Source organism: Psychrobacter piscatorii (assembly GCF_001444505.1).
GTDB classification, from domain to species: domain Bacteria; phylum Pseudomonadota; class Gammaproteobacteria; order Pseudomonadales; family Moraxellaceae; genus Psychrobacter; species Psychrobacter piscatorii_B.
Genome location: NZ_LNDJ01000064.1, coordinates 1 through 21367, shown reverse-complemented (window position 1 = coordinate 21367; position 21367 = coordinate 1). Strand labels below are relative to the sequence as shown.

The 21367-nt window shown below is 43.9% G+C and carries 18 protein-coding genes; 3 read left to right on the top strand and 15 right to left on the bottom strand.

Annotated elements, in window-relative coordinates; all coding sequences use genetic code 11:
* The first annotated feature begins 329 nt into the window (after window positions 1-329).
* A complete protein-coding gene (locus AS194_RS06500) occupies window positions 330-659 on the top strand; it encodes a hypothetical protein (RefSeq protein WP_058024686.1) in 330 nt (109 codons plus the stop codon).
* A gap of 70 nt (window positions 660-729) precedes the next feature.
* Here the strand turns inward: AS194_RS06500 and hrpA are convergent, their stop codons facing one another.
* The 5 genes from hrpA to AS194_RS06475 form a co-directional block, all read right to left on the bottom strand.
* Window positions 730-4944 (bottom strand): ATP-dependent RNA helicase HrpA, encoded by a 4215-nt coding sequence (gene hrpA / locus AS194_RS06495; protein ID WP_227511593.1) that lies wholly within the window; start codon window positions 4942-4944, stop codon window positions 730-732.
* Window positions 4945-5200: 256 nt separating this feature from the next.
* Entirely contained in the window at window positions 5201-5518 is a 318-nt protein-coding gene (locus AS194_RS06490) for a hypothetical protein (RefSeq protein WP_058024684.1), read from the bottom strand.
* A gap of 1 nt (window position 5519) precedes the next feature.
* A complete protein-coding gene (locus tag AS194_RS06485; RefSeq protein WP_058024682.1) occupies window positions 5520-6107 on the bottom strand; it encodes a DUF1543 domain-containing protein in 588 nt (195 codons plus the stop codon).
* A 68-nt stretch (window positions 6108-6175) separates the two neighbouring features.
* Entirely contained in the window at window positions 6176-6976 is an 801-nt protein-coding gene (locus AS194_RS06480; protein WP_200960335.1) for a metallophosphoesterase family protein, read from the bottom strand.
* A 128-nt stretch (window positions 6977-7104) separates the two neighbouring features.
* Window positions 7105-8526: an SLC13 family permease gene (locus AS194_RS06475; protein WP_058024680.1), complete on the bottom strand. Its 1422-nt coding sequence runs from the start codon at window positions 8524-8526 to the stop codon at window positions 7105-7107.
* Between the two features lie 390 nt (window positions 8527-8916).
* Between AS194_RS06475 and AS194_RS13770 the strand changes: the two genes are divergently transcribed.
* Complete coding sequence (locus AS194_RS13770; protein ID WP_167337594.1) at window positions 8917-9081, top strand: hypothetical protein; 165 nt, start codon at window positions 8917-8919, stop codon at window positions 9079-9081.
* 82 nt (window positions 9082-9163) lie between these two features.
* Here the strand turns inward: AS194_RS13770 and AS194_RS06470 are convergent, their stop codons facing one another.
* Both AS194_RS06470 and AS194_RS06465 read right to left on the bottom strand, forming a co-directional pair.
* On the bottom strand, window positions 9164-9844 hold the full coding sequence (locus AS194_RS06470) for a YoaK family protein (protein ID WP_058024678.1): 681 nt from the start codon (window positions 9842-9844) through the stop codon (window positions 9164-9166).
* Window positions 9845-9979: 135 nt separating this feature from the next.
* Window positions 9980-10789, bottom strand: coding sequence for an enoyl-ACP reductase (locus AS194_RS06465; RefSeq protein WP_058024676.1), 810 nt, complete (start codon window positions 10787-10789; stop codon window positions 9980-9982).
* A gap of 384 nt (window positions 10790-11173) precedes the next feature.
* Between AS194_RS06465 and folE the strand changes: the two genes are divergently transcribed.
* Entirely contained in the window at window positions 11174-11770 is a 597-nt protein-coding gene (gene folE / locus AS194_RS06460) for a GTP cyclohydrolase I FolE (protein ID WP_200960334.1), read from the top strand.
* Between the two features lie 111 nt (window positions 11771-11881).
* On the opposite strand, the gene msrB is transcribed toward folE, so the two are convergent.
* The 8 genes from msrB to AS194_RS06425 all read right to left on the bottom strand — a co-directional run bounded on the left by msrB (window position 11882) and on the right by AS194_RS06425 (window position 21195).
* Window positions 11882-12280: a peptide-methionine (R)-S-oxide reductase MsrB gene (msrB, locus tag AS194_RS14050; RefSeq protein ID WP_264753437.1), complete on the bottom strand. Its 399-nt coding sequence runs from the start codon at window positions 12278-12280 to the stop codon at window positions 11882-11884.
* A gap of 116 nt (window positions 12281-12396) precedes the next feature.
* Window positions 12397-12567, bottom strand: coding sequence for a peptide-methionine (S)-S-oxide reductase (locus tag AS194_RS14045; RefSeq protein ID WP_264753436.1), 171 nt, complete (start codon window positions 12565-12567; stop codon window positions 12397-12399).
* Between the two features lie 390 nt (window positions 12568-12957).
* Window positions 12958-14262, bottom strand: coding sequence for an iron-containing alcohol dehydrogenase (locus tag AS194_RS06450; RefSeq protein WP_058024672.1), 1305 nt, complete (start codon window positions 14260-14262; stop codon window positions 12958-12960).
* Window positions 14263-14445: 183 nt separating this feature from the next.
* Window positions 14446-16113 (bottom strand): ABC transporter ATP-binding protein, encoded by a 1668-nt coding sequence (locus AS194_RS06445; RefSeq protein WP_058024712.1) that lies wholly within the window; start codon window positions 16111-16113, stop codon window positions 14446-14448.
* Between the two features lie 31 nt (window positions 16114-16144).
* The gene (locus AS194_RS06440) at window positions 16145-17203 is read right to left on the bottom strand and encodes an ABC transporter permease (protein ID WP_058024711.1); all 1059 of its coding nucleotides are present in this window, start codon (window positions 17201-17203) and stop codon (window positions 16145-16147) included.
* A 62-nt stretch (window positions 17204-17265) separates the two neighbouring features.
* Window positions 17266-18336 (bottom strand): microcin C ABC transporter permease YejB, encoded by a 1071-nt coding sequence (yejB, locus tag AS194_RS06435; RefSeq protein ID WP_058024670.1) that lies wholly within the window; start codon window positions 18334-18336, stop codon window positions 17266-17268.
* Between the two features lie 101 nt (window positions 18337-18437).
* Window positions 18438-19217 (bottom strand): hydroxyacylglutathione hydrolase, encoded by a 780-nt coding sequence (gene gloB, locus AS194_RS06430; protein ID WP_058024668.1) that lies wholly within the window; start codon window positions 19215-19217, stop codon window positions 18438-18440.
* Window positions 19218-19362: 145 nt separating this feature from the next.
* The gene (locus AS194_RS06425) at window positions 19363-21195 is read right to left on the bottom strand and encodes an extracellular solute-binding protein (RefSeq protein ID WP_058024710.1); all 1833 of its coding nucleotides are present in this window, start codon (window positions 21193-21195) and stop codon (window positions 19363-19365) included.
* Between the last annotated feature and the right edge of the window lie 172 nt (window positions 21196-21367).

Genomic DNA, 21367 nt, shown 5'->3' with positions numbered 1-21367 from the left:
TCGAGATATCCACTGATATAGTTGATTCAGTTTAAAAGAGATACAAGGCAACCAAGCGCAGATGTATATGTGATACTTCAAGTGAGGTTAACGCTGTCACTATTTTATTTTATAGAGGATTGACTATAAATAGATTTTAAGGCAAATATCTACTCAAGGTATCTCTATACTTTCTTATTTTTTAGCTAAAAGAGATTTGTTATTCGAATAAAAAACAGTTGACTCACCAATATATTCGTATTATAACATATAATATATATTCAAAATATTGGATATATAGCGTAGTTTTTTTTACGTATGTTTATCGAAAAGCTTGGGGAGGAAATGACATGATTCGTTTAAGCTACACTCTCAAATGCTGGGCGCTAGGTATCACTTTTTTTTCAGTGTTCTATTTTATGGTCGTCATGAGTGACCCAGGCTTTAGCAAATATATATATATGCTGGCCCTCAGCACTCTACTCTTCCCCATTGCCAAGCGTGCAGTGGATGTGATGATAGATTTTTTTACCCCAGATCTCGATCTATTTAATGGATTGCTGCCGTCAATTCTGATTAACGTGGTGATTTGGATACTGACACCATTTATCGTAGCACTGACAGTGATTGCGTTCATGCTTTATAGTATGGGCGTGCTCACAGAAAAGATGAGTCATTAAAACCTACTTAAATAAAAGGCCGGAGTAGCAATTGCTGATCCGGCCTTAACATTCAAAGAAACTTTTAGTTCTAGCCCACCTTATCCCACATTTTACTAAGACGCTTGGGCGAAACTGCCACACGAGTTTTCATCGGCTGAGCAAATAGCTGGATACGATACTCCTCCACCATCCAGCGATATTCGCTAATGGCTTCTTTGTCCGCACGCCCTGCTAACCGCTCCATATGCAAGTCAAGCGCGTAGACACCATCAAGGTCGGCATCCAAATTATGCTCAAGACGCTCTAAGCGAATCTCTAGTGCCTCAAGATAACGTGGATACTGCTGCCAATGGCTATAATCCATGCGGTAAACAAAATCAGCCAAATACAAATCTTCTAATTGATCTTCGATATCATCGATAGATTCCCCAAATATCTCGCGGTCTAACATCAACAGACTCTGGCGAATACGCTGCCAGCGCGTATAAACATTTTTCAGCGTTTTTATGACGCTTTGACCGGTCAATAAGAAGTTATTTAACACAACTTCTAGCGTCTGTGCATACTCCTCAGGCGTAAACGGTAACTCCTCGCTCAATCCAACTGCGATATCGTCAGCGCTCTCAGGCAGGCTCTCGGTATGATCAAATAACACATAATGCTCTTCAAGCGTAGCATCCAATGTAGCATCAATGACGATTGTTTTTAGCTTTTCCATATCACCAAGCGGTGCAAATGCCAGTTTGAATATTTTATCCACTTGACTGGTGAGCTGTTTTTTCTTTGCGCCAAGCTTCCCTTTAATTAAGGTTAATACGCCGATACGATGCGCTTGTAGTGCGGCATTGACATCGGTGTACTGATGGATCGATACCGCTTCGCCTGCTTCATCAGCCACGAGCGCCGCAAACTGCTTCATGACCACGCCTGCGCTATGATGGTTTTTGCTAAAGGCAAAATGCTCAGGGAACTCAGTATGCGCGCCTTGTTGCTCATTCACGGCTTGGCTAGTCTCGGAGGCATGACGAATCTGTAGCGTTTGCAGATCACGACCTTTTTCGATAATGCGGTTTTTGTCATCGACCACACAAATTTGTGGCTGCAAATAACGGTCAATCGTAGAAGGGCTAAAGCTCTCCGGCGTCACCGACATAATACCGCGGCGATTGAGCGCTTGGCACAGCTGTTTTAACAGCCCTTGTCCACCTTGCTGCTGCAACTCATCAAACAAATTATCTGCGGTATCAGGTATCGGGACGATCTGACGACGGATATCTTTTGGCAATGATTTGAGCAACTGCAACACCAGCTCGTAGCGCCAACCAGGTACACCCCATAGTAGCTCAATCGCATCAAGCTGTGGCAACGCGGCAAGCGGGACGCGTATGGTCACGCCATCATCATCACTTGCTGGATCAAAGACATAACGCAGCGGCAGCTTTAAATCGCCCAGCTTCCATACTTCTGGAAAGTCGCCCGTGGTCGGTGCTTGACTAGTGAGTACATCCTCATCGGTAAAAAACAGATACTTAGCATCGTTTTTCTCTACCTCTGCGCGCCAGTCTTCAAACGTTTTGCGGCTGGCGACGTGTTCAGGAATCTTTTTGTCATAGAACTGATATAGCGTTTCTTCATCAACCAATAGATCACGGCGACGTAGCTTATCTTCGATGCGCTCAACATGGGCAATCTTGTCCATATTGTGCTGTAAAAATGGCGCATTACGACCGAAGTTACCAGTCACTAACCCATCACGAATGAAAATCTCTCGCGACTCGACCAAGTTTACTTGCTCATAATTGGTCAGCTGCTTGCTAATGATGATCAAGCCAAACAAGCTAATCTGTGCGTAAGCTTTGACCCGCCCAGTTTTCTTGGACCAATGCGGTTCAAAATAATGATATTTGAGCAGGTCGCCTGCCGCTGAAATAATCCACTCGGGTTCAATTTTGGCAACGGTACGCATAAAGACTTGCGAGGTTTCAACCATCTCAAACGCCATCACCCAAGGCGGTATTTGTTTAAATACCGTACTCGCTGGGAATATCTTAGCTTTTTGCTGACGCGCCGCCAAATACTCACCGCGGCTTTCAGTCTTATGCGCAATGATGGACAATAATCCTGTTAATAACGCTCGGTGCAAATTGGCGTATTTGACCGCTTTTAACGCTTCGTCTTCGATTGCAGTCGGGTCATTCTTAGCGACATTTTTTTCGGATGCTTGTGCATCACTGGTATCTATCAGCTTAAGATCTGTCACCATTTGTAGCAATTGACGATGCGTTTGATGCCATTCACGAACACGCGGGAAGCTCAGATAGTTCTTTTTCGCAAACTGCTTACGCTGATTACCAGACAGTTTATTGCCGTCTTCGTCTTTTTCAAACAGTGCCTTCCATAGACTCAAATAAAACAAGAAATCTGAATCATCTTGACGGAAGACCGCATGCTTTTGATCCGCTTGCGTACGCTTGTTGGCAGGGCGCTCACGTGGATCTTGTACCGCAAGCGCAGCCACTACAATCAGCATTTCACGAATACAATCAAAGTCAGAACCAGCCACCAGCATACGTGCCAGCCTTGGATCGATTGGCATACGTGCCATTTTCTGACCAGTTGCGGTCAAGCGCAGGTGCTCAAGCCCTTTTTGCCGTTTTGATGGGTTTCGTTTATCTTGAGTACTGTCCTTTTTGGACGTAATGGCTCCTAGCTCATCAAGCAATTTATGACCATCTGTGACTAACCTACTATCAGGTGGCTCGATAAAATCAAAGTCATCGACACTGCCCAAGCGCAGGTTTGCCATCTGTAATATCACAGACGCTAAGTTGGTACGTAGAATCTCAGGCTCAGTAAATTCAGGGCGACCGCTAAAGTCTTCCTCAGAATATAAACGAATACAGACCCCTGGAGCGACACGGCCACAACGACCTTTACGTTGGTTGGCAGCTGCTTGTGAAATCGCCTCAATCGGTAAGCGCTGTACACGTGAGCGATACGAGTAACGCGAAATCCGCGCAAATCCTAAGTCAATCACATAGCGAATACCCGGCACCGTCAATGCCGTCTCTGCAACGTTGGTCGCAATGACAATACGTCGACCTCGACCTGATGGCTGAAAGATACGCTGTTGCTCTTCATACGTTTGCCGTGCAAACAGCGGTAGCACCTCGGTATGACGTGGACCATGGCGCTCAAGCACTTCTTGCATTTCACGAATTTCTGCTTCAGTCGCGGCAAATATCAAGATATCAGCCTGATCAGCATGACCTTTATTTTGCGCGTCGCTAAAACATTCCTCGACAGCAGCAACCACCGCACGCGGCAGGTTCTCTTCAAAATCATCATAGCTGTCATCTTCTGAGCTGTTTACTGGCTCATCGGTCAGCGGACGATAACGAACTTCTACTGGAAAACTACGCCCTTCAACATTAAAGATAGGTGCAGGAACTTGCCGTTTTAGCTTGGCATCATAATGACTAAAGTACTCACTAAAGCGCGTGGTATCGAGGGTCGCTGAAGTGATAATGACTTTTAAATCTGGGCGCTTGGGTAGCATTTTTTTGAGATAACCCATAATAAAATCGATGTTCAAACTACGCTCATGCGCCTCATCGATAATAATCGTATCGTATTTACTCAAAAAACGATCGTGACCAAGCTCAGCAAGCAAAATACCATCAGTCATCAGCTTGACTACAGATTGCGCTGAGCCTTGCTCATTAAAGCGAATCTTAAAACTAACCGTATTACCCAAAGGCTCACCCAGCTCTTCAGCAATACGGTTTGCGACGCTGCGAGCCGCCAATCGCCTTGGTTGCGTATGCCCTATCTGTCCGGTAATACCGCGCCCTGCCAGCATGGCAAGCTTAGGTAGCTGCGTTGTTTTACCCGAACCTGTCTCACCCGCCACGATAATGACCTGATTATCAATGATCGCTTGTACCAGATCTTCTGCGCGTTGACTAACAGGCAGGTCAAGATTTAATTTGGCAGGTAAGTCACTTGGGATGCTATCAATACGTGCCTGCACTGCTTCTTGAGAGCGCGTTTTTATCTTGTCGTATTGGGCACGCTTCTTGGTAAGGACCTCGTCGTGATTGTTTTTTTGCTCAGAATCATGGTTAGATTTTTTGTTTTTGGACACCGCAGCGCGCGTCAGCTCTCGTTCGAGACGGCTTAAATAGTAATTGTCTTTTGCAAGTACTGGTAAATCACTCAGTAATTCCGCTGGTCGCTTTGCACTGTTAGTTTCATCTACGGTAGATGTTTTTAGACTGGTATTTTCAAAAGTATCAGACATATTTGCTTAGGCTATTTATTATGTATAAGTGGTTAGATTATGGAGGCAAATGCAGGGTGATTCAAGGTAGTTATGATGCTTGTATGATGCTTGTATGATGCTTGTATGATGCTTAGTTGCAAAGCTGAAGTTTTTTCTATGGCTATGAGGACGATAACGCCTCTATCTAATAATCAGTATTAAATCAAGACACACTTAGACCATAAATATTAAATTTCACATCATTAAAGGCATAGAAATGGTCTAAATGAGAAAACTAATAACTAACAGTATAAATAACCTGTTGGTGAGTCGCAGCTCCCACAAAAAAGGTATGCATTTTTTGCAGTGCCAGTCTAGGAAAAGGAAGATGTAGTGACAGTATCAATTTTTCAAACCCTAACATCTCATTAGCTAACTCTTTCGCTACGTCAGGACGAATCTGCGGGTTTTCATAAATATTGTTAATTAACCACGTTAATCTTGGAAATTTTGCGTTATCGTGAATCTGATAAAGGATGGGCAGCATATCATCAGATATCTGACAGCGCGCTTTGCGGATTAGACCACTTTTATAATACATATCTAGTGACATATTAGGATAATTTCCTTAGATTTTTAATACTCAGATAACCCACGTATTCTTTATCTTCTTTGATATCGACACCGCCTGCATCAACGATAGGCTCAATCAACAGCTGAGCATTTGAGAGCAGATCATTCACGTTATAGATATCATCTATATCGACCTCAAACTTATCATCAATATGTGAAGCGGCGTCGAACGGCGATACGTCATCTTTAAAAGTGAACTGTTTATAAAACTCGCTTTGTTTGGCTTGCTTAATGGCCTCGGCTTGACTGGCGGCAACGATCAGAAGCTTATAATGAAACTCTTCAAAACTTCCCTGCTGATAGCCGCCCAAATTTATAAAAAACAGCTTTAAGTTAGCATCTTTGCTTACCTGATCACCTGATTTAACCAGTTCGATCGCATAGCCATCAACTTTAGTAATCGCTCGATACGAATCAATGTGCCATTTGTTTTTGACTTCTGGCCAATGCTGATTGATATCCTCTACCAGCTCGCTGACGTGATTGGCCACACCAAAAAAGATGTCATGCTGTTCAATCAGGCGACCTTTGGGACGGCCACCAAGTTGAGCCATATATAAAGTTAACATGTAACGCAGTCCTTATCAGTTTTTCATTGTAGCTAGTTTTGATCGAGCATAATATCGAGCGCGTCTTATTACAATACCCGCCCTGTTTTTAAAGCAAATGCCCAGTCTCTACGTCCATTTTTGAGCGCCAGTTCTGCTGCTGCTTCATGATCATAAGCGACCTTAATATGCTCAGTCTGCCAGCGTTTACCTCGCGCCGTTTCTATACAGGTTATAAGCGCATAGCTGGCATGAGGCGAATACGTTTGCATCTTATGAAGAATGGGCAAATCATCTTCGTAGGCGGGATAACCCACACTGCCACTATTAATAACCATTTGCCCTGATGACAGCGTCACCGTGCGCGGAATATGCGTATGTCCACAGATAATGACAGGGCTGGCCATACCATTTAATAATGATAAAATGTTCGAGTCGCTACGTACTGTCGGTGCGCCTGTTGCGATATCTTCAAGCAAATATACCATGTCATCAGTTGGCGTCCCATGACAAAGATAAACATCCTCACTTAAATGACAATCAAACGGTAAAGCGCGCATCCATTCAATCGCGTCTTTGGAAAGATCACTGACAATAAAATCCATCGTTGGGTTATAAGCGACTTCTCCCATGGTTGATAAATTCAGCGCCTCATAAATCTGCCTATCTTGATTACCCCGAATGGTAACAATATTATCTCGATGGGCCATTAGTAATTCATAGGTCGCCTTAGGCGCTATCGGCCCATATAAAATATCACCAAGATTGACGATTTGATTGACATCGCGCTTTTTGATATCAGCAAGCACAGCGTCAAGCGCGAAGACATTACTATGAATATCTGAAATAGCAGCGATTATAATGCAATTTTTATTATTGAATGTCGTCATAATGTCTATTATCTCCATAAATTGCGATGTAATAAATTAAGAGAGTATAAAAAATAAAAACCTGATGCCTCATTAATATTGAGACATCAGGTTTTATTTATCATGGTAATGCTAATGGTTCGTTAGACTTATAGTAGGAAGAAATACGCCCAACAGCCAACGATAACAGTAGAGATAATATTAAGGATGACACCTGTACGTACCATCTCTGTTTGCTTGATCAAACCGGTACCAAATACGATAGCGTTTGGCGGCGTGGCAACTGGTAGCATAAAGGCACAGGACGCACCGATACCAATAATAAGTACTAAGACTTCGCTCGGTATACCCATATGCTCGGCAATTGCCACAAATACAGGGACTAAGAGCGCAGCTGATGCCGTGTTTGATGCAAACTCTGTTAAGAAAATAATGAAGGCTGAGATTGCAAGCATCACAACCAATAGTGGTGCGGTTTGTATGCCATTAGCAACCGTCTCACCCAGTACTAATGACGCACCTGATACTTTTAGAATATTTGATAGCGCAATACCGCCACCAAACAGCATCAATACACCCCAATCCGTGTTGTCTGATACTTGTTTCCAAGACACCAGCCCCAGACTCACGACCGCCACTGCTGCCAGCAATGCAACAACAGCATCCGTATCTTCAATACCAACTGCAGCACCAATTTGCTTAGAGAGTATCCAGCTCACCGCTGTCACAATAAAGACAATAATCGTCAGCACGCGCGGCTTGGTCCAATGAATAGTGTCATCTTGCTGTAGAGTCATCGTGCGGTTTAGATTAGGCTTTAGAAATAGGTACATCGCGCCCAACAATACTGGCAATAGTATCAGCATCATTGGAATACCAAATTTCATCCAATCAACAAACGCAATATCCAACGCTTTTGCGGCGATCGCATTTGGTGGCGAGCCGACAATCGTACCCAAACCACCGAGACTTGCTGAATACGCAATACCGAGCAGTACAAACACAAATGTACCGCGATCTTCTTTACTATCGACTTGCGTCAAAATACCGAGGGCAAGCGGTAGCATCATTGCCGTTGTCGCCGTATTTGAGATCCACATTGACAAAAACGCAGTCACGCCAAAAATCAATAGTACAGCGGTACTTAGCTTACCACCTGATAAGGACAAGATTTTTAGCGCTATCTTTCTATCCAATTTTTGCACATGTAACGCGGCCGCCAAGGCAAAACCACCAAAGAAGAGATAAATAATGGGACTGGCAAAGCTTTGCAGACCGACTTCAGCATTAAAATCAGGAATGCCAATTAATGTCCCAACCACAACCACCAAGATCGCAGTGATTGTGACGTGTATCGCCTCAGTGAGCCATAGCACGCCGATAAAAAACAGCATTGCTAGCCCTTTGTTAGCACTGACCTCAAATGGCAATACACTGTAAATAATAAAACTAATGATTGCCGCAATGGCGACCACGATCAATCCTTTTCCCGTTCCCTTTGGGAATGTATCCGTAAATAAATACTCGTTACCATCATCAGGAATATGGCTATCCAGCTTTTTCTCTGACATAAATTATCCTTATCGCATCCAAAGTGAGTATGAAGTCAAAGTTATTGCAACACACACTTATTATAAGACATCATGATATTCATATAGCGAACATTACGCGCGAAAATATCATATCAGAATAACTTATATATGAATACATTTTGATTAATTTTGTTTTTTTAGGATGTCTGTTTGATTCATTAATGATAATCACCTCTCGACTTTGTGAGATTTTTCAATAGTAGCTATCTCACTACTTTGTTCTCACTGCTTTGAATGGAAGCCTTGGTTGATAAAAATTACATAAAGCATTCAAACATTCATCATTTGGGGCTATACAAGTAAAAACCGATACCACATAATCTTAGGGTTAGATAGATAATCATCAATAAAAACAAGAGGAATGACACTATGACAGATGCAAATAAAACCGATGCAACCACAAAAATGGCGCCAAAAGACATTAATCAAGATGGTCTGGCCAAAGAAGATCAACAGCGTACTGACGACTCAGCGCTAGATATGATGCAAGGTATGCATGAGCATGAAGATCATCAAGAAGAAGGCGCAAAATAAAAGATGGCAGAACGGCAGATAAAGCCAGTTATCTAGTATTAACAGCAAAAATAAGAAGCGCTTGTCATGATGATGAGCGCTTTTATAGTTTTGGTTGTCGCTTTTCTGGTAAGGTACTTGAGACATAGTTATATATAAATGCTGCGGATAGAACGATTGCGATGGGTACAAGCAACGCATCATAGCCAACTTTGGCAAACAAAAAAGCCCCTACTGTACTGCCACTGCAGAAGCAATACCAAATAATGGCTTGAAAGCCCAATGTCGGCTTACTAATGGAGCGACCCGCAAGCCAGTTACCGATTGCTGCACCCATATCGGATGTCAGTCCTGTCAAATGAGTTGTGCGAATAACTGCTCCACTATAAGTAGCTACCATCGCGTTTTGTAATCCGCAGGCCATCGCTGCTGCCAATTGTCCGAGATAGTCATGCTGCTGATATAACCAGTAGGCAGCTATTAGTAATGCTGCTTCAAAATATAGCGCACGCCCGTAACGACGGCCTAGTGTTAAGGATGTCTGCCCAATGACAAAACCACTCAATATCGCTCCTGCCAAAAAAGACAGTAAAAGCGCTCCGATATACAAAATACTGTGGGCGTCTGAATAAGCGATAGCTGCTGCAAACAAGCTGACATTACCGGTGACATGCGAGACTGATAAATTGGCAAATCCCATCAATGCGGTTGTATTCACGCAGCCGGCGCTAAATGCCAATACTGCCCCACCCCACAATATCCACTTTGGTAACTTGGTTATCATATTTGTCACCTAAAGGTCTACTGCCAAAAAGACTCATAGTATAACGAGAAAAGGCAGCCAATTGGCTGCCTTTTCAATTTCAATAGCTGAGTGAATCATTGGTAATGACCATCAACGCAAAAAATACTTAAATGATTATTGCGCTGGCTCATCCAGCATCATCAACTGCTCACTAATAGCGACGGTATTAAAACCTGCATCAACAAACATGATCTCACCCGTGATACCAGATGCCCACGGAGATAATAGGAATAGTGCTGCGTTACCTACTTCCATCTGATTGACATTACGTTGTAGTGGTGCGATTTTTTCGCTGATATCGAGCATTTTGCGGAATGATTTAATGCCACTAGCAGCGAGCGTGCGAATTGGACCTGCTGAGATCGCATTGACACGGATACCTTCGCCGCCCATAGAAGTCGCTAAGTAGCGCACGCTGGCTTCAAGACTGGCTTTTGCCATACCCATGACATTGTAGTTTGGCAATACTGAGATACTGCCTTCATAAGTTAATGTCAGCATAGAACCATGACGCATTGCAAGCAACTCACGAGCTGCTTTTGCCAATGCCACAAAGCTGTAGCTAGAGATATCATGTGCTATGTGGCTGCCTTCACGCGTAGTAGCACTCACAAAGTCACCATCGAGCTGATCCATTGGCGCAAAACCAATGGCGTGTACCACACCGTTGATACCATCGCCCCAATGCGCGGTCACTTGCTCAAAACAAGCAGCAATCGACTCATCAGAGGCGACATCACACTCTAGCACCAAATCCGCTTCGAACTGTTCGGCAGCCATGTCCACACGCTTTTTGATTTTATCATTAGGATAAGTCAGGATCAGTGAGGCGCCTTCGCGGTGTAGCGCTTCTGCAATAGCCCAAGCGATAGAGAGTTTACTTGCGATGCCAGTTACGACAAATCGTTGTCCTTGCAATAGCATAAGATTTCCTTTTGAATCAATCGAGATGATTTAGAATATAGGTTTATTTAGAGTAATTAGAAAGTGACGCGTCATGAAATGATGCAAATCAAAAGATGACTCATTATACACGAATTCATTTAAGTAAACAGTCGTAAACTGTACTTGGTTACTATCATTAGTATCGCAATAATACTAATGAAATATCATCATGGTCACCGTTCTAATTGTATCTATAACAGCCCTATAATGACTAAACTCTGAACTACTCACCACAGCAGTATGAAGTTCAGCAGATTTCGAGTATAATCACAGCCCTTCCCAGCTTGCACAATTTTATAAGAATCCTGACATGATAGGATTCAACGTTAAGCTACACCCACATTTTGGATGGCTGCCAAACTTATGAGTAACACCCCAATAATAACCCCAGATTATAAAGACAGTACCGAATCCTATCGCCAACTGATTGGTTCAACTGGCGAAGACTTGAATCGTCCTGGTTTATTAGACACGCCTGTACGTGCGGCAAAGGCTTTTGCTCACTTAACCAAAGGCTATCATCAAAGTATTGAAGAGGTGGTCAATGATGCTGTCTTTCCATCAGCCAATCGTGAGCTAGTACTGGTACAGAACATTGAGTTTTATTCACTGTGCGAGCATCATATGCTACCGTTCCATGGTGTGGCTCATATTGGCTACCTGCCTGATGGTCAAGTACTGGGGCTGTCGAAGTTTGCCCGCATTGTCGATATGTTTGCCCGTCGTCTGCAAATACAAGAAAACCTGAGTGAACAGATTGCACAAGCCATCATGGATGTTACTGGCTGTCGCGGCGTGGCGGTAGTCATGGATGCCTCGCACATGTGTATGATGATGCGCGGTGTCAGCAAACAGCACTCAACCACGCGTAGTACTGCGATGCTTGGTGAGTATCAACACAACAATCAAGCTCGTAATGAGTTTTTGGGTGCCGTCCCTAAGCGCCAACCGGCGTTTTAAACACTTGTAAATCTACTCTAAACGCTTGAAAGTAAGACAAAAAAAGGACGCTAATGCGTCCTTTTTGTTTTAGCTATACAAAGTAAGATTTCAAGTTTTAGCAAATCAAGTCTAACTAATTGGTCTGACTTCATCGATCCATTGACCGTAACCAGCAGCTTCCATATCTGCAAGCGGAATAAAGCGGAGCGCTGCTGAGTTCATGCAATAGCGCTTGCCTGTTGGTGCTGGACCATCATCGAATACATGACCCACGTGCGAGTCCGCGTAACGACTACGAATCTCAGTACGCGTCCCAAAGATACCGCGACCTGCTTTTTCTACCACCATGTTCGTGTTTAAGGGACGCGTAAAGCTCGGCCAACCCGTGCCAGACTTATATTTATCACGAGAAGAAAATAATGGCTCACCAGATACGACGTCTACATACAATCCAGGCGCTTTATTATCCCAATACTCATTATTAAAAGCGCGCTCGGTACCGTCTTTTTGAGTGACTTTATATTGAATATCAGTGAGCGATTTTTTTAGCTCATCCTGCGATCGTTTGATAAAGGTATCTGGGTTGAATCCTGCAGTTGCTTTACTGTTTGGCGCTTGACTGGAGGTAACTGGCTGTGCACTATCTACAATTGGCTTGAACTGACTAAAATCAAGCTCATAGCTTTGCCGTATACGCTTTCGATAAACTGATAGCGTCCAGAATTAAATGTATAAGCCTTATAACGTATTGGGTTCTTTTTATAATAATCCTGATGATACGCTTCCGCAGGATAAAACGTGCTAGCAGGAACAATCTCAATTACGACTGGTTTTTCGTATACGCCAGAGTCTTGTAATGATTGTTACGATAACCAGGCCAATCATTGTAGACGATAATATGCGATTCATAAAAATCTCTCAAACATAATATCATTTAACTATCGTAACGCTTATGTATCAATAAAACATTCCTGTATTGTTATATATTTACAATTTATTAAGTTATTTTTTATTAATTAAGTCGTAGCACAAGATAAATTACAAGATGATTTGATCATGATACAGGCTTTAGGATGGTTAACATATAGAGATAAACTATTTCATTTCAATATCTTATATTGTTTTAAACGCGTTAAAAAAACCTATCCTCAAAAGAGTCATAGGCTTTTTTTGTCTATCATAAGTCTATCAGTACAAGTACAATGCTATGATGCTTTCTGAGTGTCTTTATCAGCACTCTCATCACTTACTTGCTTAATTTTCGTTAAGATTTCCTTAATTTCAGCTGCTGAGAGATAGGTTGGTACGGCATAAGTATCGCTGACTTCTTTTGCTGCTGCTTTTGCAATATCATCAAAATCACTGGCCTGCATACCGCTAACGGTCGGATCAATATTTAAATTTGCGATAAGCGCTCTGACTTGTACGATGAGATGATCTGCTATTTCTTTATCACCATGACCAGCTTGGCCGTCTGCTACCATACCCGTTCTTTTTGCCAGTGCGGCCAGTCTCTGCTTGCTTGCTTTACGATTAACATCAAGCACATAAGGCAACACGATCGCATTAGCACGACCATGAGGAATGCTATAGTAGGCACCTAATTGGTGAGCAATGGCATGCACATAACCCAAGCCCGCTTTGTTAAAGGCGATACCACCATAATGGGCGGCAATTCCCATCTCTTCTCTTGCTTTTAGATTGCCACCATCTTTGTAAGCTAATGGTAGATAATGCATGACAGATTTGACGGCAGAGGCTGCATAGTAGTCCGTCTCCACGCTGGCATTGGCACTCATCCATGCTTCTAATGCATGGGTCAATACATCAATACCCGTATCAGCGGTGATGTGTGCTGGCATACCTTTCATGATAATGGGGTCAATCGCTGCGGCGAGTGGCACCATTCTTGGATCAATAGACAATGCTTTTTGGTGTGTTTTATCATCAGATATCACTGCACCAAGGGTTGCCTCTGAGCCAGTACCCGCTGTTGTAGGCACGCAATATAATGGCGCCGACGGCTTTCTTGCTTTAAGGATCCCGATCAGTTGCTGAGGCTTGCATTTATTGCCTTGAGACATAGCGATCATTTTGGCAGCATCGATCACTGAGCCGCCGCCGATGGCGATAATAGCGTCGCAATTTGCTGCTATAGATTGGCGCAGTCCTTCTTCGACTACGTTAAAAGTAGGGTCTGGTGTAATGCCATCATAGACATGATAGCTGATATTTTTTGCATCTAGATAATCAGTGACTTTTGCAGGGATACCGAGTTTGTTTAGCACGGCATCAGTGACGATAAAGACATTGGTATTGCCTTCGTTGATGAGCATGTCGCATAGCTCATTACAGGCAGCCTCACCGACAAACAACATCGGTCTTCTGATAGGTATCACGTAAGAGACTGCTTTTAGCACTTTAGCGCGTGTCTTAGCCACTGCCAAATAACCAGCATACTGCAAGCTGTTATTCTTTACTAATTTAGTAATACTGTTTTGTTTTTTCATGGGTACAAAAATCCTTTTTAATGATGATTTTAACCGCGATAACAATAGTTTGAGCTAGTTGATAAAGGCTAAACGACGTTTGCCAATAGCAGAGTAGATAAGTATATGTACAGCAAGGATGTTTGAATAAAGCAAACCACTGTCTAGCATGATTGTACCACTGCCTTTTTTGGTATGTCGCTATTATTGTGTACTGCTCGCCTTTAATAACTGCTTGGCATACGGATGCTGTGGCTGGCTAAAGATATCTTCTGTGAGCCCAGACTCCACGCATGCCCCTTGTTTTAGTACCATAATATGCTGACATAGTGCGCGTACTACTTTGAGATCATGACTGATAAAGACATAACTTATTTGCAGCTTTTGTTGAATTTCACGCAATAAACTGACCACCGTTACCTGCGTGGTACTGTCAAGCGCAGAGGTAGGCTCGTCCAATATAAGTAGGCTCGGTTTCATGATGAGTGCGCGCGCCAATGCCACGCGTTGACGTTGACCGCCAGACAGCTCATGCGGATAACGCTGCGCGAATGCTAAAGGCAAATGGACGGTAGCCAAACTCTCCGTCACCGCCTGCTGACGCGCGTCTTTATCCACGCCTTGTACCAACAGTCCTTCTTCCACAATTTGCATGACCGTCATACGAGGGTTGATACTGGCAAAAGGGTCTTGAAACACCATTTGAATCTGCGAGCGAAAGTTACGTAGCGCTTTTTTGGACAGTGCTGAGATATCTTGCCCATTCACCACTATTTGTCCATGCACTCGCGCTTGATTGCCAAGCAGCTGACTCAGCGCCAGTGCAATGGTGGTTTTGCCAGATCCAGACTCACCGACGATCCCTAATGCCTGTCCTTTTTGCAAGGTCATATCAACAGCTTTGACCGCATCAAACCAACGTTTTGTACTCCCAAATAGACTTTTTTCGATTGGGAATTGTACGTTGAGATTGCTCACTTTTAATACAGTTGATGGTCCATCTGCATGATCTGCTACTGGCTGTAGCGCTTGACCGAAGTCTTGCTGAATGAGCGTGCGAGTATAATCGGCTTTAGGCTGATCAAATACCGCCGACGTTTGACCCTGCTCAATCGTTTGACCTTGCCGCATAACGATAACCTCGTCGCTATAACGCCTGACCAGATTGAGATCATGGCTGATTAATATCATCGCCATATTATGCTGGTATTTAAGATCATCTAGTAGTGCCAAAATCTCATGCTGTAATGTCACATCAAGTGCGGTGGTTGGCTCATCAGCGATCAAGATATCAGGCTGCTGAGCCAATGCCATCGCAATCATTACTCGCTGACGCTGACCACCTGACAACTCATGTGGATAACGATTCAACTTGTCAGCGGGATCCGTGATATTGACATCATTTAGCAAGGCAATGCTGGTGTCTCGCCATTGCTTTTTGGGTACGCCGCTTAAACGCAGTGATTCAGCGATTTGTTTTGCAACGGTATGTAGCGGATTCAGCGCTGTCATCGGCTCTTGAAATACCATACCGATCCGCTGCCCACGAATAGCACTTAATGCGGCATTACGCGATTTGTCATTCGCTATCGGTAGTTGAGACATGCCTGCTGTGCTTGCCAGCTGAACCTCACCCTTAATCGTCAAATTCTCTGGTAGCAGACCTAGTAATGCAAGACTGGCAATCGATTTGCCAGATCCTGACTCACCAACGATAGCCAGAGTTTGCCCTTGTCTTAACTCATAAGACAACGCATCGACCAGCTGGATACCTGTAGCAGTCGTGATACTTAGGCTATCTACTGCCAGCATGAGCTTATTTTGCGCGTGATTAAGACTTTCATTTGGCGCGTTGTATTGCTCGGTAGCCATACTTATACTATCAATACTATTATCAGTCATATCAAGAGCGCCTCGGATCAAACGCATCACGCAGTGCTTCGCCGACGAAGATGAGCAATGACAAAATAAAGGTCAAACTAAAAAACCCTGATAAAGCCAGCCAAGGGGCATCAAGGTTATTTTTTCCTTGTACCATCAGCTCACCTAAAGACGGCGAGCCAGGCGGCAACCCATAACCCAAAAAGTCCAGCGCGGTCAACGCAATGATATTGGCCGTTAAGATAAACGGTAGCTGCGACAAGCTTGAGGCTAACGCATTGGGTAAAATATGCCTGAGCATGATTTGGCTATCAGACACACCGAGATTACGCGCGGCACGCACATAGTCAAAATTACGAGCACGCAAAAACTCTGCTCTTACCAAACCGACCAGCCCCATCCAACCAAATAACAGCATCATGGCAAATAGCATAGTAATGCTGGGACTAAACAGACTGACCAAAATAATAATCATAAATAGCTGAGGCATGCCGCCCCATACTTCCATAAAGCGCTGCCCTGCCAGATCTACCCAGCCGCCATAATAGCCTTGTATTGCACCGACAATAATACCGATGAGAGCACCAGCGAGCGTCAGCGCCAGACCAAACAACAATGAGACGCGCATACCATAAAGTATCCTTGCGAGCACATCGCGACCCATATCATCAGTGCCAAGCCAATTCTGAGCATTTGGAGCCGCTGGATAAGGTAGACCAAGCTCGACATTGGGTGTCTGATCAGCAAACGGAATAGGCGGCATTATATAAAACCCTTGCTCATCAATCAGCGACTGCACTGCAGGATCTTTATAATTGGTTTCGGTTTCGAACACGCCGCCAAATGTCGTTTCAGGATAGGCCTTTAATACCGGAAAATAATAATCGCCTTGATATTGCACGAATAAGGGTTTGTCATTGGCAATGACGTTAGCTGCCATGCAAATGACAAATATCACTGCAAAAACAAACAGTGATATTACCCCAAGACGATTTTGGCGAAAGCGATTTAAACGCGCTTGCCAAATGGGGTTTAAGCGCTGCTTTTTCGGTAGCGCTACCTGAGGATTATGCTCAGGCATTGGCGCTTTATCTGGTTCGCTATTAGCAATATTAATCTTTGATGAGGGTTGATTATTTGACATTAGCGACCCTCAAAATCAATACGGGGATCAATTAAGTGATAGCTTAAATCACTGATCAACTGTAATAGCAGTCCCACTAAGGTGAAGATAAATAGCGTGCCAAATATCACTGGATAGTCGCGTTGTTGAATGGCCTCAAAACCTAACAACCCCAACCCATCTAGTTTAAAGATAATCTCAATCAAAAAGTTACCGGCAAAGAAGATACCAACGATAGCGGCTGGGATACCTGCGATGATAATTAACATAGCATTGCGAAATACATGACCATACAACACCTGACGCTCACCCAGTCCCTTTGCGCGAGCGGTCAATACATACTGCTTACCCAGCTCTTCTAAAAAGCTAAATTTGGTCAGATACGTCAAGCCCGCAAAACCACCTACGGTACTGGCTAGCAGCGGTAGTGCCAAATGCCAAAAGTAATCTTTCACTTTGCCAAGCGCGCTGAGTTGGTCAAAATTTTCGGACGTGAGCCCTTGTAGCGGGAAAATATTCCAATAGGTGCCACCTGCGAAAAATACCAATAAAATAACTGCAAAGACAAACACAGGTATCGCATGTCCAATAGCCAGCAGCATAGCAGTGAATTTATCAATGCCTGAGCCATGATGCATCGCTTTATACACCCCTAAAGGAATGGCGATCAGATAAATGAGTAGCGTACTCCAAAGACCTAGCGATATCGAGACTGGTAGCTTTTCTATAATGAGATCGGTCACCGACTGTCCTTTAAAAAACGACTCACCAAAATCTAGCTGAGCGTAGTTCTTTAACATAAGCCAAAATCGCTCTGGAGCGGATTTGTCAAAGCCATACTGAGCATTAATAGCAGCGACCATTTCCTCAGAGAGACCGCGCGTTCCTTGATAAGTGCTGTCATTGCCACCTGCACTGCCCGCGCCAATATTACCACCAAGCGCGTTGTCTTTTGCCCCCTGCTCAATAAGGGCAAGCTGCTGCTCAACAGGTCCGCCTGGTGCCGCTTGTACAATTACAAAGTTGGCAAGCAATATCAAAAATAGTGTCGGTAATATCAGTAGGAGTCTTTTTAAGATATAACGACCCATAATGGCGACTTCCTAAATAAAGAGAGAGGGCGATGACGACAGCAGTATATTCTTTCATGCTAAAGGTCTACACAAACATGTCCATGTATTAAAAACTTGCATTAAAAATTATTTTTCAGCTCGCGTAGCGCTGCAAACACCGTCAAAGAGTTATCATCGTCGATAGTTACTTTTGATTTAACCCCTGCAATCACACTTGGCTCTTGGGTACGCAAAAACACGTTTATCGCACGCTCATGCTCTAGCGTCACTGGCAGTGTCGGCGCACCTTGTGCCGTCTGTGCCTCAGCTTGCGCTAATGCTTGTTGCATTGCCTCGTTGTCAGGCTCGATAGACAATCCAAAGCGTAGGTTACTAGCCGTATACTCGTGCGCAGGATACAGTAGTGTCTCATCAGGTAATTCATTTAGACGTTTAAAACTATCATGTAACTGCTCGATCGTACCAGTAAAAACACGTCCACAACCTGCACTAAACAACGTATCACCGCAGAAACAATGTTTTTGCCCATCGATATCTAAGATATAGGCCATGTGGCTGGCGGTGTGTCCTGATACATCCCAGACTTGTGCAGAGCAGCCCCATGCACTCACCGTGCTGCCATCTTTAATGGTTTGATCCTCATCAACCCCATGCTCACTATGCGCAACCAGATGGGTCATCGGATACGACTCCTGCAATTCTGCGACACCACCAATATGATCATGATGATGATGCGTGGTCCAAATCGAGGTTAGCTCTAGTCCATGCGTCTCTAGATAATCGATAACCGGCTGGGCTTGACCTGGATCAATGACGATCGCCTGTTTATTATTTTCATTAATTAAGGTCCAAATATAATTATCATTGAACGCTTTAATGGGGTGAATACGGATACTCATGTCAAATCCTTACCAGTAGTTATTTTTTTACTCGTTATTTTGAATTATTTCGTTTTGATTTTACTTCTCGCTTTTACTGCGTGGTGACAGCCTATGCGTTTGGCAGTCAGCTATTACTAGACCAAATCCTGTCAAAAGGTACTGCTTACTGCTTCAAATATTTGTTGATGCGTCCTTCTGCCTCTTTATCCACCCACCAGTAATCGATGCCGACGGCGTTGGTCGGTAATGTGTCTGTATGACGGTATTGGTCCCAATAAGCAACGTTAGTGCCAGACTTACCATACAATGGTACGACATAATGACCCGCTCGCAACAACCGATCAAGCACCTGCGTATAGAGTACAATTTCGTCACGATTTTTGGCATTACCAAGATTAGCAACCACCTCATCGACGGCTGCATTTTTGATACCAGCACTATTGTGATTGCCAGGCTCATCAGCCGCCGCACTACCCCAAAATGCAGCCTGCTCAGCACCAGGCGATAGACTTTGGGCAAACACATCGACAACCATATCATAATCAAAACGGCGCGTTCGCTCATAATATTGCGGCCCATCCACTTGGCGCAAGGTTGCCTCAAACCCTAAGCGTTTTAAATTACGAATATAAGGCAACAAGACACGGCCCATGGTCTCGCCTGTCATCAAAATCTCAATTTGGGCGGGCTGACCATTCGGCTGATGTAGCTTCATATCATCATAATAAAATCCAGCATCTAGCAATAACTGCCGCGCTTTTAGTAATCCTTGTCGATTAAAGCCATTGCCATCACTGGTGGGTAGCTGCCATTCTGCTAAGACGGCTTTACGCTGAATCGGTTCAAGCTCAGACAATAAAGGCGTTAACACCTGCATCTCTTCACTAGACGGTGTACCAGTTGCCGCAAGTTCCGACCCGTGAAAGAAGCTCTGCAAACGTTCGTACTGTCCATGAAATAATGTCTTATTCATCCATTCAAAATCATAAGCAGCCGTTAGGGCTTGGCGCACCCGAATGTCCTGAAAGATTGGGCGGCGCAAATTCATCACCAATGCCTGCATGGGCACTGGGTTTTGACTGGTTATGGTCTCTTTTTTGATAAGACCTGCTTTCACTGCAGGAAAATCATAACCACTCACCCAATTTGATGCTTTGTTTTCGGGGCGAAAGCGGTACTGACCAGATTTAAATCCTTCAAAGGCAATCTCATCGCTTTGATAATAAACGAACTTGATCATGTCAAAATTGTAGCGACCACGATTGACCATCAAATCACGACCCCAGTAATTGGGATCACGTATGTAGCTCACCGAACGCCCCGCATCGACGCGTCCCAGCTTATAAGGCCCACTACCCATTAAGGGTGTCAGGCTGATCTTTTCAAAATCAGCCTCAATTGAGGATTTTGCAAAAACAGGAAACTGCCCAACCGTCAGTAGGATTTCTTTGTTTTCAGCAGAGGCAAAGACAAATTTGACTTGCTGCTCGTCGATGACTTGAACGGCTTTGATATCAGCCAGATAGCTACGAATAGACATCGGACCTTTATTTAATATTGCATCAAAAGTCGCTTTGACATCATGACTGGTCACAGGCGTCCCATCCCAAAAACGGGCGGCAGGATTGATGTGATAGACAATCCAGCTCGTATCGTCTGGATCATAGGTTACCTTACTTGCCAGCTGTGGATACATGGTAAACGCTTCATTTAATGAGCCCGTCATCAAAGTATCATATAGATAATCCGTACCGATCATCGCCACACCCGTCGTCATCCACTTATTGGCACTGTTGAACGTACCGCGTGTATCTAGCGACAGCGTACCGCCTGATGGCGCTTCTGGATTGGCATAGGGCATGTAAGGTGCGTTAATGTACTCAGTTGGGCTATTGTGCCCAAGCGCTGTCGTTGTGATAGGCGCCGCAATACTGCTCGGTATCCAGCTGACAGTGATGGCTAGCAAAACAGCTTTTAGCAGAGCATTTTTTCTTATCATAACGTTATAACAAACCTCTATGCTAACCAATGCGGGTATCAAAAATTAAGCGCTGACGGTAAAATAGCCTGATGGCAAAATTTTATCATAACAAACTTAGGTAATTCATCCTAATGGTTTGCCATGTTACGCAGCATCAGTGCGACATCTATCAGTACGACATCTATCA

Coding starts and splice junctions, on each gene's coding strand:
- AS194_RS06500 (WP_058024686.1), top strand. CDS start 330: ATGATTCGTTTAAGCTACACTCTCAAATGCTGGGCGCTAGGTATCACT.
- hrpA (WP_227511593.1), bottom strand. CDS start 4,944: ATGTCTGATACTTTTGAAAATACCAGTCTAAAAACATCTACCGTAGAT.
- AS194_RS06490 (WP_058024684.1), bottom strand. CDS start 5,518: ATGTCACTAGATATGTATTATAAAAGTGGTCTAATCCGCAAAGCGCGC.
- AS194_RS06485 (WP_058024682.1), bottom strand. CDS start 6,107: ATGTTAACTTTATATATGGCTCAACTTGGTGGCCGTCCCAAAGGTCGC.
- AS194_RS06480 (WP_200960335.1), bottom strand. CDS start 6,976: ATGACGACATTCAATAATAAAAATTGCATTATAATCGCTGCTATTTCA.
- AS194_RS06475 (WP_058024680.1), bottom strand. CDS start 8,526: ATGTCAGAGAAAAAGCTGGATAGCCATATTCCTGATGATGGTAACGAG.
- AS194_RS13770 (WP_167337594.1), top strand. CDS start 8,917: ATGACAGATGCAAATAAAACCGATGCAACCACAAAAATGGCGCCAAAA.
- AS194_RS06470 (WP_058024678.1), bottom strand. CDS start 9,844: ATGATAACCAAGTTACCAAAGTGGATATTGTGGGGTGGGGCAGTATTG.
- AS194_RS06465 (WP_058024676.1), bottom strand. CDS start 10,789: ATGCTATTGCAAGGACAACGATTTGTCGTAACTGGCATCGCAAGTAAA.
- folE (WP_200960334.1), top strand. CDS start 11,174: ATGAGTAACACCCCAATAATAACCCCAGATTATAAAGACAGTACCGAA.
- AS194_RS06450 (WP_058024672.1), bottom strand. CDS start 14,262: ATGAAAAAACAAAACAGTATTACTAAATTAGTAAAGAATAACAGCTTG.
- AS194_RS06445 (WP_058024712.1), bottom strand. CDS start 16,113: ATGGCTACCGAGCAATACAACGCGCCAAATGAAAGTCTTAATCACGCG.
- AS194_RS06440 (WP_058024711.1), bottom strand. CDS start 17,203: ATGCCTGAGCATAATCCTCAGGTAGCGCTACCGAAAAAGCAGCGCTTA.
- yejB (WP_058024670.1), bottom strand. CDS start 18,336: ATGGGTCGTTATATCTTAAAAAGACTCCTACTGATATTACCGACACTA.
- gloB (WP_058024668.1), bottom strand. CDS start 19,217: ATGAGTATCCGTATTCACCCCATTAAAGCGTTCAATGATAATTATATT.